This is a genomic window from Streptomyces sp. NPDC054794, from assembly GCF_053611585.1.
Genome location: NZ_JBSHAQ010000082.1, coordinates 18,893 through 31,120, shown reverse-complemented (window position 1 = coordinate 31,120; position 12,228 = coordinate 18,893). Strand labels below are relative to the sequence as shown.

10 protein-coding genes are annotated in these 12,228 nt (G+C 71.1%); 3 read left to right on the top strand and 7 right to left on the bottom strand.

Annotated elements, in window-relative coordinates; genetic code table 11:
• The first annotated feature begins 403 nt into the window (after positions 1–403).
• Complete coding sequence (locus ACWGKT_RS45175) at positions 404–814, top strand: DUF7919 family protein (RefSeq protein ID WP_453278292.1); 411 nt, start codon at positions 404–406, stop codon at positions 812–814.
• A gap of 12 nt (positions 815–826) precedes the next feature.
• On the opposite strand, the gene ACWGKT_RS45170 is transcribed toward ACWGKT_RS45175, so the two are convergent.
• From ACWGKT_RS45170 to ACWGKT_RS45140, 7 genes are all read right to left on the bottom strand, one after another.
• Positions 827–2,239, bottom strand: a complete 1,413-nt coding sequence (locus ACWGKT_RS45170; protein WP_453278291.1) for a sensor histidine kinase — start codon at positions 2,237–2,239, stop codon at positions 827–829.
• Positions 2,236–2,961, bottom strand: a complete 726-nt coding sequence (locus tag ACWGKT_RS45165; protein WP_453278290.1) for a response regulator transcription factor — start codon at positions 2,959–2,961, stop codon at positions 2,236–2,238. The genes ACWGKT_RS45170 and ACWGKT_RS45165 overlap by 4 nt, the downstream gene beginning before the upstream one ends.
• Positions 2,962–3,124: 163 nt before the next feature.
• Positions 3,125–3,463: a PepSY domain-containing protein gene (locus tag ACWGKT_RS45160; RefSeq protein WP_453278289.1), complete on the bottom strand. Its 339-nt coding sequence runs from the start codon at positions 3,461–3,463 to the stop codon at positions 3,125–3,127.
• Positions 3,464–3,664: 201 nt separating this feature from the next.
• Positions 3,665–4,984, bottom strand: coding sequence for an MFS transporter (locus tag ACWGKT_RS45155; RefSeq protein WP_453278288.1), 1,320 nt, complete (start codon positions 4,982–4,984; stop codon positions 3,665–3,667).
• 11 nt (positions 4,985–4,995) lie between these two features.
• Positions 4,996–6,192, bottom strand: a complete 1,197-nt coding sequence (locus tag ACWGKT_RS45150; RefSeq protein WP_453278287.1) for a type III PLP-dependent enzyme — start codon at positions 6,190–6,192, stop codon at positions 4,996–4,998.
• Positions 6,189–7,883, bottom strand: coding sequence for an IucA/IucC family protein (locus tag ACWGKT_RS45145; protein WP_453278286.1), 1,695 nt, complete (start codon positions 7,881–7,883; stop codon positions 6,189–6,191). The genes ACWGKT_RS45150 and ACWGKT_RS45145 overlap by 4 nt, the downstream gene beginning before the upstream one ends.
• 71 nt (positions 7,884–7,954) lie before the next feature.
• Positions 7,955–9,541, bottom strand: a complete 1,587-nt coding sequence (locus tag ACWGKT_RS45140; protein WP_453278285.1) for an IucA/IucC family protein — start codon at positions 9,539–9,541, stop codon at positions 7,955–7,957.
• Positions 9,542–9,866: 325 nt separating this feature from the next.
• Here ACWGKT_RS45140 and ACWGKT_RS45135 point away from each other — a divergent pair, with 325 nt between their 5' ends.
• On the top strand, positions 9,867–10,625 hold the full coding sequence (locus tag ACWGKT_RS45135; RefSeq protein WP_453278284.1) for a response regulator transcription factor: 759 nt from the start codon (positions 9,867–9,869) through the stop codon (positions 10,623–10,625).
• A complete protein-coding gene (locus tag ACWGKT_RS45130; protein ID WP_453278283.1) occupies positions 10,622–12,112 on the top strand; it encodes a sensor histidine kinase in 1,491 nt (496 codons plus the stop codon). Before ACWGKT_RS45135 ends, ACWGKT_RS45130 begins: the two co-directional genes overlap by 4 nt.
• Positions 12,113–12,228: the final 116 nt, after the last annotated feature.

Below are 12,228 nucleotides of genomic sequence, written 5' to 3'. Positions count from 1 at the left end.
GCCTCCCACCGCGGCCGACCCGCTCGGCGCCCGCCCAACTCCCCAGAGAGGTCGCAGACCCATGCCCCGCCCCTACGACCAGCAGCATCTTGAGGCGCTCGGCGCCCAACTGCACCTGCCCGTGACCGAGCGAACCTGTCCGATCTGCGGCCATGTCACCATGCGCGTGTACCACCGCGAGAAGCTGGGCCGGACCCTTCTCCGGGGCCGGCCGCAAGATGGTGGAGCGACCCGCTCTTCGAGGAATACGGCGACCGCATCGCCGAGGTCTTCCGCGACACCGAGCGCCTGCTCAAGATCCTCGACGGCTACTGGAAGGCCGGCAGCCTCCCCCAGGTGATCTCCCGCCGCCCCCGCGGACGCTGAGGGCCGGAGAGCCACGGGGCCACTCCAGAACCGACCTGTGACCTACTACCCGGATTTCTCGCTCTATGACTACGACTACCACGCAAAGCCCGAGGGCCTCACCATCGGCTGGCTCGAGGCCGGCTTCGACTACTCCGTCGACGAGGTCTCCGAGGAAGACCTCGCGAACATCATCGATCTCGGTTCGCTGCGGCAGCACCGGAGCAGGGGCTGGCACTCGTGCACGCTCTGCGGGGAGTACACCGAGCACACGGCGACCTCGGAGCGGGCGGGGATCACCTACCGGCTCGGCCATGCGGAGATCAGGGCGGTCTCGGACGACGGTGTGCTGTACGTAGCCCCGAACCTGATCATCCACTACATCGTCGACCACCTCTACGGACCGCCCGCCGAGTTCATCGACGCCGTCCGGTCCGAAGTCCGAAGGCGCTGGCCCGATGAGGCGTGACCGAGACTTCAGCTAGTGGCGGTATCCCACCGCCGTGACCGGTGTCGATCGAGGCGCCCCGATTCCGCCGCGTGACCGTCCGCCGGTCACCGGGCGCAGGAGGACGGCGGCGTCCAGGCCGCTGCCCGGGGCCGGGTGCAGGGTGATCTCGCCGCCGGAGGCGTGCACCAGATGGCGGACGATGGGCAGGCCGAGGCCGGTGCCGTCGTGGTGGGAGTCGGAGGCGCGCCAGAACCGGTCGAAGGCGCGGGCGCGGTCGGTCTCGGTCATGCCGGGGCCCTGGTCGATGACGTGGAGTTCGGCGCCGGGCGCGCGGTGGAGCGTGATGGTCGTGCCGGGCGGGGAGACGCGCAGGGCGTTGGCGACCAGGTTGTCTATGACCTGCTCCAGCGCCCCGGGGATGGCCCACACCCGCCCGGCGGGGCGTCCGGTGACGTCGAGGACCACGTACTGTTCGGCGGCCAGCGACTCCCACATAGCGACGCGGTCGGCGATCACGGCGTCCAGCTCGACCGGCTCCGGGGTGGTGGCGCTGTTCTCCAGGCGGGCCAGGGCCAACAGGCCCTGCACCATACGGCTGAGGCGTTCCACCTCGCCGACCGCTTCCTCCAGGCTGCCGTGGGCCCGTGGGTCGAGGTGGGGCTCGAAGTTCTCCAGGCGCAGGCGCAGCGCGGTCAGCGGGGTTTTCAGCTGGTGGGAGGCTTCGGAGGCGAACGCGTGCTGGGCCTTGAGGAGTTGTTGCAGGCGGGTCGCCGTACGGGTGAAGGAGGCGGCGAGGCTGCGGAGTTCGGGCGGGCCGGTGGTGGCGTCCGGTGGATCGGTGAGCCGGCCGTCGGCCAACTGGGCGGTGGCGGCCTCCAGGGTGCGCAGGGGCCGGGTGATCCAGCGGGCGAGGGTGAACGCGGCCAGCGCGACGGCGGCCAGGATGCAGGCTCCGGCCAGGGCGAGAGCGCCCCAGATGCGGTGCACGCGGGCGTTGACCTCGGCGATGGGGTAGGTCAGGCGCACGGTGCCCCGGATCGTCGTACCGGAATGGCCCGGCATGGTGGCCGACAGCACGTCGTCTCCGGTGGCCACGGTCGGTCGGTTGCGCAGGGCACGGGCGATGTCCGGCTGGGCGGAGATGTCGATGTGCGTGCGGCCGGACGGGTCGGAGTCGGCCAGGACGAGGCCGTTCCGGTCGGTGACGACGACATGGCCGCCGGTGCGGGTGGCGTAATCGCCGATGACATCGGGCAGTGCGTCGAGGTTGCCCTTCTCGATGTTCTCCTCGGTGACCTCGGCGAGCATCGAGGCGTCGCGTTCGACGCTCTGGGAGGCACGGGAGATCTCTCCTCGGGCGTAGATCCAGCCGAGCGGTATCTCCAGCCCGGCCAGCACGAGGATCGCCAGGCCGAGGTAGCTGAGCAGCAGACGTCGGGTCATCCGGCCGCCCCGGCTTCCGCGTCCAGGCCGGGGGCGGTGAGGCGGAAGCCGACACCGCGAGCCGTGGTGATCCAGGCCGGGTCGCCGAGTTTGCGGCGCAGCGCGGCCACATGGGCGTCGAGGGTCTTGGTGGGGCCGAAGAAGTGGGGGTCCCACACCGTGTCCATGATCTGCTGCCGCGAGTGGACCGTTCCGGGGTCCTCGGCGAGGTAGGCCAGCAGATCGAACTCGCGTGGTGTGAGGGGTACGTCGGTGCCGCTCAGGCGGACCTGGCGGGTGCGGCGGTTCAGCTCCAGGGGGCCGAGCAGCTGCGGCCCGGGAGCCTCGGGCGCGGCCTGACGCACCGGCGCGGGGAAGGGCAGCGCGCCGCTGGTGCGGCGGGTGACCGCTCGGATGCGGGCCACCAACTCCCGTACGCCGAAGGGCTTGGCGAGGTAGTCGTCGGCGCCGAGTTCGAGGCCGACGATGCGGTCGGCCTCGTCCCCCCGGGCGGTGATCATGATGATCGGCACGGCGGAGCCGGCGCGCAGGTTGCGGCAGACGTCGAGGCCGTCCATGTCGGGCAGGCCGAGATCCAGCAGGACCAGGTCCGGGGAGTGCCCGGTGCCGGCGAGTCCGGCGGCACCGGTGCGGACATGGTCCACGGTGAACCCGTACCGGCCGAGCCCTTCGGTGAGCGGGCCGGCGATTCGGTCGTCGTCTTCGATGAGCAGGAGCCGCATGGCGCAAGGCTCGCACGGCTGTGCCAGAAGAGTTGGGCTGTTCATGGGATGCCGCCTGTGACCTGGGTGGCGTACGGGACGGTGAGCGGGCACGGGATGCCGCCCGGCCGATCACCAGGGAGGGTGGGAGCGGCCGGGCGGCGGGAGCGGGGACCCTCGCGGCTCAGCCGTCGTTCTCCGTCTCCTCGGTGCCTTCCTGCTTGGTGCCGCTCACCTTGAAGGACTTGTCCAGGTACACCTCGACCGTGGTGCCGTCCTCCTTCTTCACCTCCACCGCGTACATGCCGGGCTTCTCCGCGTCCTCCTCGGACTTGATCACCGTGCCCGGATGGGCGGCTATGGCCGCCGCCTCGGCCTTCTGCTTGATGTCTCCGGTCAGCGGCGGTTCCTTCTTCTCGTCGGTGTCGACGGCGCCGGCGGAACCGCCGCCGCAGGCCGCGAGGGCGAACATCAGCACGGCGGCGGGAGCGGCGAGAAGGGCACGACGGGGCAGAGTACGCATGAACTCGTCTCCATATTGCGGGGATTCGATGATTCGGGGATCCGTGAGTCGGACCACCGGGGGACGGCAACGACCCTAGGAAGACGCTGTCGAGAGACGGCCCAGCAGACGGAGAGCACAAGCCCAGCAGATGACCAAAGTTTCGCCACGGATGCCAGAAAGTGGCGCGGGAGGCGACGCGTCGTCGCCCCTGAACCTGTCTCATGTCAGGCGGCCGTCGACGGCTATGGGCGGTGGTGACGCGACCGCGGTGAGCGGAGTGCTCTCCCGGGTGGTGCGGGAGCGTGACGTGATCACGGCCGACAGGCTGACGGCGGCCACGGCGGAGATCGCGCCGCCGAGGACGAGGCTGAAGCGGGCGCCGACCGTGTCCGCGACCAGGCCGACCAGAGGGGCGCCGATCGGAGTGCCGCCGAGCAGGACGAGGAGGTAGACGGAGACGACGCGGCCGCGCATGCCCGGGTCGGCGTTCAGCTGGGTCATGGCGTTGGCCGTGGTCATCACGGTCACGGAGGCCACCCCGGTGGGCAGGAGTACGAGCAGGAAGGTGGCGTAGCCGGGCATGAAGCCGGCCAGGGCCTCCAGAATGCCGAACACGACCGTGGCGGTGACCAGGCGGCGGGCAGTGGGAGGTTTTCGTCTGCCGGCACCTCTCAGCGCGCCGACGAGGCTGCCGATGGCGTAGGCGGCGGACAGGTAACCGTAGGCGGCCGAGCCCGAGTTGAAGACCGTTATGGCGATCAGGGAGATGGTGACCTGGAAGTTGAAGCCGAAGGTGCCGACGAAGGCGATGACCGTGATCGGCAGCAGCAGTTCGGGGGTGGCGCGGATGGCGCGGAACGCCTCCGACAGGCGGGTGTTCGCGCGGTTCTTCTCCTTGGGCGCGTGGAGTTCGTCGGCGCGGATGGAGATCAGACCGTAGAGAACGGCGAGGTACGAGCCCGCGTTGACCAGGAAGACGGGTCCGGTGCCCGCGGCGGCGACCGCCAGGCCCGCGACGGCCGGACCGATCGCGCGGGCGACATTGAACTGCGCGGAGTTCAGGCTGACCGCGTTGGCCAGGCGTTCCCGGCCGACGAGTTCGGAGACGAAGGCGCCTCGGGCCGGGCTGTCCAGAGCCGTGGCCGTGCCCAGCAGGAAGGCCAGCAGGTACACCGCCCACAGGTTCACCGCGCCGGTGACCGTCAGTACGCCCAGCACGAGCGACTGCACCCCCATGGCGGACTGCGTGACGATCAGCAGGCGGCGTTTGGCGAACCGGTCGGCGAAGACGCCCCCGGAGAGCCCGAAGAGTGTCTGCGGCAGGAACTGCAGCGCGGTGAGTGTGCCGACGGCGCTGCCGCTGTTGCCGGTGAGCTGGAGGACCAGCAGGTCCTGGGCGGCGCGCTGCATCCAGGTGCCGATGTTGGAGACGAGTTGCCCGATCAGGTAGCGGCGGAAGCTGCGGGCCCCGAGCGTGGCGAGTGCCTCGCTCGGGGCCCGTCGCTTCCCACCTCTGCGGACGCGGCGGTGCTTGCTCATGGCCCGGCCTGCTACGGGAGGCATCCGGCGGGGACGGGCGCGTGGTCGAGGTGGTGGAACCGCGGCGCGGGGTGCATCAGGAACTCGTGGTGGGAGATGTTCCAGGCGTACGCCCCGGCCAGGGAGAAGGCGATCCTGTCGCCGACGCGCAGCCGTCCTACCCGGACGTCGCGTGCCAGGACGTCCTTGGGCGTGCACAACTGCCCGACCAGCGTGACGAGTTCGTCCTCGACTTCGGGGCGCTGCCAGGGCCGGTCCCAGGTGTCGACGGGGATCGTGGTGAACGGCTGGTTGTGCTGTTTGGTGGCCGGCGTGCGCAGGTGATGGGTGCCGCCGCGCAGAACGGCGAAGGCGCGGCCGTGGCTGCGCTTGATGTCGAGGACCTCGGTGACGTACCAGCCGCAGTACACGGAGACCGAGCGGCCCGGTTCGACGCGCAGGGTCAGGCCGGGACGGCCCTCCAGCAGGCGGCGCAGGCCGGCGCCGAAGGCCGCCCAGTCGAAGCGCCGGCCGGGGTCGGCGTAGTCGACCTCCATGCCACCGCCGAGGTTGACCTCGGTCAGCTCCACGCCGTGCCGGTCGGCCCATTCCCTCGCCCAGGTCACGACCTGCCCGGCGAGGTCGAGGTGTGCGGCGGCATCGAGGCCGCTGGCGAGGTGGACGTGGATGCCGCGCAGCCGGATGCGGGGGTCGTCGGCGATGAGGGCGAGGCACCGGTCGAGGTGGCTCGGGTCGAGGCCGAAGGGGCTGGGCCGGCCGCCCATGGCGAGGGCCACCGGGCCGAGGGCGATGGGGAGGTTGACCCGGAGCAGGACGTCCACGGTGCGCTCGGCGAGCACGCTGGTGAGCTGGTGGAGTTCTTGTTCGCTCTCGATGTGCAGGCGGTTCACTGGCGCTTGGAGGGCCTGTTCGAGTTCGGCGGGCGTCTTGCCGGGGCCGCCGAAGGCGATCGGCGCATCGGGGCAGATCGTCCGGACGTGGTGGAGTTCGCCGCCGGAGGCGACCTCGAAGCCGTCGACGTGGTCGCGCAGGACGTCCAGGAGGCGGGGGTCGGAGTTGGCCTTGGCGGCGTAGAAGAGCTGGACGCGCTCGGGCAGGGCGGCACGGATGGCGGCCGCGTGCTCGCGCAGGTCCCGCAGGTCGTAGACATAGGCGGGGAGGTCTTGCGCGGCCGACTCGGCGACGTACTGGAGAAGTTGCTGCCTCACCGGGTCACCTCGCGCGGGAAGCCCTCGCCCAGCGGGCTGGGCAGCGGGACGTAGTCGGCGTGCCGGTCGGCCTGCCGGGACCAGCGCAGCAGCAGGTTGGCCTTGGCGGGCAGCGGGACGCCCGAGAGCAGGGCGCGCAGCCGGGGCGGCTCGCCCGTAGCGCGGGAGTAGGCGTCGAGGTGGTCGCGGACCAGGCCCCACAGGGCGGGTTCCAGGGCGGGGTCGGTGTCGGCGAGGGCGGCGAGGACCTCGGCGGTGTGGTTGACCAGGAGGCAGTAGGCCACCCGGTTCCAGCCGCGCTCGGCGTCGTACGTCATCGGTGTGCGCACGTCCTCGGGCAGGGCGGCGAGGAACGGGCGGTGGTGTTCGGGGACGAGCTTGGTTCCCTCCAGGTCGCGGAAGATCATCTGGGCGGGGGTGCCGTCGGCGCTCACTCCGACGACGACGTTCTGGAGGTGGGGTTCGAGGACGATCCCGTGCTCGAAGTAGGCGGTCAGGACCGGGGGCAGCAGCAGCCCGAGATAGGCGTCCCACCAGGCGAGCACATCGCCGTCACCGCATGCCAGGAGACGGGAGACGTGGGCCGAACTGGTGGGGTGCTCGTCGGCGATCGCGGCGGCCAGCAGCGGGGTCACGCCCGGACGCAGGTGTTCGCGCAGCCCGGTGCGGACGATGACGCCGAAGCCCTCCACGAGGGAGAGGTGGTTGTCGAGGGCGAGGGTGCGGTAGCCCGGCTCGGCGAGCAGTGAACTCCCGGCATGGGTCCGGCCGATGTCGTCGAAGACGGGGTGGAGGAGCCGGTTGAGGGCCACGGCACCGGACAGCTCGTACGCGGCGTTCTTACGGACGCAGTTGGTCAGGCGGACGTTGAGGCTGAACTTCAGGAACGTGTCGGCGTCCGGCTGGTAGAGGGTCCGCACCGAGGCGGTGGGGACGAAGTCCGGGCCCGCGACCCCCGTGTCGACGATCGAGCCCGCGGCCAGGGCCTCGCGCAGGGCGGGGTGGTCGGCGAGCAGCCGGTACTGCCACGGGTGCACCGGCAGGGTCACGTAGTCCCTTCGCCCGTACGGATGCAGCGCGTCGAGCCTGCTCAGGTCGCCTTCCTCGCGCACCAGTCGCCGGTGGACGGCGAGGTGGCGCAGCGGGAAGCGGGTGCCTGTCTCGGGGCCGTAGTCCAGCCAGTCCTCGGGGTCGCCGGTGCGCGACTTGGGCGCGGGGTGGAAGCGGTGGCCGAAGACCAGGGACTGCTCGGACTCCAGGTACGGGTCCTGTGGCAGGGCCGCGGTGGCACGCCGCTCCAGGACGGTGTGGATGGTGTTCCGGCTGTCGGTGACCTGGGCCAGGAACTCGTCGTTGGCCAGGCCTGTGCGCAGTTCCAGTTCGTCCTGGATGTATCCGGCGAGCTCGCGCCATCCGATCGCGAACCAGTCCCCGCTGTCATGCCGCTCGATCGGGCCGTCGAAGCGGTGCGCGCCGATCAGGGAGACACGGCGCAGGGGGACGCGGAGCAGGACGTCGCGGCGGGGCAGCCACAGCAGCAGGTCGTCCTGGTCGACGGTGACCTGGCGCTCGGGCGCGGAGACCTCGCGGATCAGGCAGTTGAGCAGGGTGTGGGCGGTGACGGCGTCGGCGGCCCCGTCGGGACTGTCGGTGGTGGCGAGAACGGCGCCGATGGTGCTGGGGACGGTCATGCGGAAGGACTCCAGTCGGTGCAAGGAGGGGTGCGGGAGGCCGGCCGGGCCCGGCGGACGGAAGCGGGTGGTCAGCGGTGGCGGGCCAGGGGGTTGGGGACGGGAGTCCACTGGGCGACACCGGAGGCTTCGGCCAGGCGCATCGCGATGGTCGCCTTCAGCGGCAGCGTGTCGCCGAAGAACACCTCCCGGTCCGCGCCCGCGTCGGGAAGGTCGGCGTAGACGCGGCGGCCGACGGCGGCCACCGCTGCCCACAACTGCTCGGGGTCGGCGCCGTGGGTGCGCGACAACACGGAGACCAGCTCGCTGAAGACGCCGCTGAGCAGGCCGCCGAACAGCTTGGTGCGCAGCGCCGTCTCGTCGTTGCTGGCCCGGGTGCCGTCCAGCGGCGGGAGCGAGAAGCCGTGGCGGGCGAGCCGGCCCGGGTGGATGCGCACACCGTCCAGGTCGCGGTAGAGCACCCGCACCGGGCGTCCGTCGCGGAGCGCGACGAGCGTGTTCTGGCCGTGGGCTTCCAGGGCGACGCCCATGGACAACAGGATCAGCGCGGGCGGCAGGACGAGTTCGGCGAACTCCGCCAGCCAGGTGACCGGGTCGCCGCTCACCAGGCGGGCCCCGGTGGCGTGGACGGCGGTGAGCGGGACGGCGATCTCCTCGGGACCGAGGTGCCGTTCGCCGGCCTCACGGATCATCGCCGCCAGGCTCGCCGAAGGCCGGCCGTTCACGCGGACGGCGCCACCGGCGAGTTCGCGCAGGACGCGCAGGCTGTCGCCGTGGCCGGCCTTGTCGACGACGGCGGTGACCAGCTCGGACAGGGGGACTCCGTCGGCCACCTCGGCCGGGGAGATGGTGCGCCGGTAGTTGGTGACCTGCACGTCCAGCGCCGTCTTGATGTGACAGCCGGGCAGGGCGTCGAGGGGGGACACGGTCCGCATCGACAGCAGTGGGCGGGCGGCGATCGTACGGTCCACGACCGCGAGGTCGGGGTGGTGCGCGAGGACATGGGCGCGCTGCCAGGGGTGGACCGGCATCAGGACGGTGTCGCCGTCGCACAGTTCCCGCGGCCAGTCACCCGTGCCCTGCCAGCGATCGGCCGGTACGGCGACGAGCGCCAGTGCTATGACGGGGTGGTGCTCGGGCGCGTAGGCGAGCACTTCGGCGACGGACAGTCCGGTGCGCGTGCGGCAGCAGGGGTGCTGGGGGTGGCCGTCGACCACGGCCTGTTCGGCGTCGGCGGAGTCCCGTACCTCGTACGGCCCGGGGTTCGCCGCGCGGGCCAGTGCCAGGTTGGCGACGCTGTTGTCGAGCTCGGCGGCCAGACGCGACGCGGTCTCCGGGTGGACTCCTAGTACGGCGAGGAGCCGGGCCGGCTCGTCGATCGGTCCGTCGGGGCCCCGCACGGTGAAGTCGGCCGGGATCGAGGCGAATCGTTCCGCCGCGGCGGCGGGGCCCGCGAGCGGCCCGCCGTCCGAGAGGCGGATGACGAGGGTGCCCGTGTCGTGGTCGCGGTCGGCGATACCGGGGAGCGGTTCGCGGGCGAACGCACCCCAGAGCCGGCCGAGCACCGTGGCACGCGCACCGGGGAGCGCGGCCATGAAGGGGTCGACCAGATCGGGGCGTGCGTGGCGCAGTTCGTCGATCGTGCTGCTGTACGGCATGTTTCACCGTCCCGTGGCATAGGAAAGCAAGGGGGATGCCGCGGAGGCGAAAAGAAAGCGCGAATGCGAGCGCCGTCCGCGATCAGCTGCCGTCAACGTTACGGGATAGTTGGTTAGCCGATTCCCAGAGAAAAGGAAGGACGGGGTCAGAATCGATCCAGTATTCCGTCCGCTCCGCCGTGTCGTGGAACGGAACTGTCTGCGGACAATTGGCCGCATGGCCCTGGCCGGAGAGTCCCGCGCTGTACTTTCTTAACAGTCTGTTTGCTCGGCACTGTCATTTCACTGGCGTTGTGCTGTAGCGGGGCCCGTAGGGTCAAATGATGTGCGTCTCTTACTGATCGAGGACGATGACCGGGTCGCCGGCCCGCTGATGGAGGGCTTGAGCCGTTACGGGTTCACCGTCGAGCACGCCCGTACCGGCGCCGACGGGCTCGCCGCGGCGGAAACGGCGATGGTGCTGCTGGATCTGGAACTGCCCGACATGGACGGCATCGATGTCTGCCGGACGCTCCGGCTGCGCTCCCAGGTGCCCATCATCATGATCAGCGCGAGAAACGACGAGGTCGACCGGGTTCTCGGTCTGGAGCTGGGAGCCGACGACTACCTGTCAAAGCCGTTCGGGGTCCGGGAACTGGTCGCACGGATCCGCGCCGTCTTCCGGCGTGCCGGACCCGCCGCGGCCGAGCCGGGCCCGGCCGCTCCCGCCACGGAGGGCCTCCGCCCCGATCCGGTGGCCCACGCCCAGCGGATCGGCCCGCTGACCATCGACCGTCGGGGCCGCCGGGTCCACCTGCACCGGTCCTCCGTGGCCCTCGCGCCCAAGGAGTTCGACCTGCTCGCCTACCTCGCCGACGATCCCGGCGCCGTCCGCACCCGGCAGCAGATCCTGGACGCCGTGTGGGAACCGCATTACTTCGGCCCCACCAAGACCCTGGACGTCCATGTCGCCGCGCTGCGCCGCAAACTCGGTGACGCCGCCTGGATCGACAACATCCGCGGCGTGGGATTCCGGCTCGCGCCGCCCGCCGACGCCGCGGCCGCCGGGCAGGCCGAGGAGAACGTCCGAGAAGGTGACCGGTGACCCGCCGCCTCCTGCTCAGCTATGTCAGCCTCACCCTGTTGGTGCTGCTGTGCCTGGAAGTGCCGTTCGGCTACGTCTACGCCCGTGGGGAGATGTCACGGTTCACCGGAAACGGGCAGCAGGCCGCGGTCATGCTCACGGAAATGCTGGAGGAAAAGGTCGAGCGGCCGGGCGTCACCGACGTTCCCGAACAGGTGGCGAGCTTCGCGCGGCGCACCGGCGGCCATGTCGTCGTCGTCGACAGAAAAGGAAAACTGCTCAGCGACTCCCGCAATGTCGTGCCCACGGGTACGGACCTGTCCGCGCGGCCGGACATCGCCACCGCCCTGGCCAACCGGTCCAGTTCCGGCACCCGGCAGGATCCGGTCCTCGGTGAGGACGTCTTCTTCGCCACGGTGCCGGGCGCCTCGGGCAGCACGATCCGCTGCGTCGTACGGGTGTCGTTTCCCCTCACCGCGGTGACGGTCAAGGTTCATGACGCCTGGCTGGCGCTGGCGGTCGGGGGGTTGGGGGTGCTGGCGGCCGTCGCGCTGATAGCTCTCGCGCTGGCCCGCTGGATCACCTGCCCGGTGCGGGCGTTGGAGCACGCCACGACGCAGCTCGCCGACGGCACCCTGAAGGACCTGCCCGCCACCGACCTCGGGCCCCCCGAGCTGCGGCGCCTGGCCTCCTGCTTCGTCCGCACCGCGACCCGGCTGCAGCATCTGCTCAAGGCCCAGCACGCCTTCGCCTCGGAGGCGTCCCATCAGCTGAAGACCCCGCTGACCGCGCTGCGGCTGCGACTGGAGAACTTCGAGCCCTATCTCGACCCACGGGCACAACCCAGCCTCGACGAGGCGGTGGGCGAGGTGGAACGGCTCAGTCGCATGGTGCACGGTCTGCTTGCCCTGGCCCGGCTGGAGAACGCGGCGACCACCCCGGAGGCCACCGACCTGGACGCCGTCATCGCCGACCGCGCGGCCGTGTGGGCCGCCTTCGCCGGCGAGCACTACGTGGACATCGTCGTGGCCGGGCCGAGGATCGGCCGGGTGTGGGCCATCCCCGACGCCCTGGAGCAGATCATCGACAACCTGCTCTCCAACGCCCTGCGCGTCTCGCCGCCCGAAACCACGATCACCCTGGCCACCGCATGGGCAGGCGGTCTGCCCGCAGCAGTCGAACTGCACGTGATCGACCAGGGTCCGGGCATGACCGAGGATCAGCGGCGACGCGCCTTCGACCGTTTCTGGCGGGCGAACGACGCCGACCACGAGGGCACCGGGCTGGGCCTGCCCATCGTGCGGCAGCTGGCCCGTGCCTCGGGCGGCGAGGTGACCTTGCGGGCCGCCTCCGGCGGGGGACTCGATGCCGTCGTCCGTCTCAGGACCATCGGCGCACACCGCTCGGCCCATCCGCGACGTCCCCGGTCGGCGATATGGGGGAGACAGGACGGGGTGCCACCCGTCCCCGCAGAACGCACGCTCGCCGTATCCGACTGGCAGCAATGAGGTTCGCCGCACTCCAAGCCCGTAAGCACCACATCCCTCCCCGCACCACGAACGATCACGGACACACCCATGACGACGAACACCGACATCTCGTGCACCGCAGGCAGCGGGCAGGC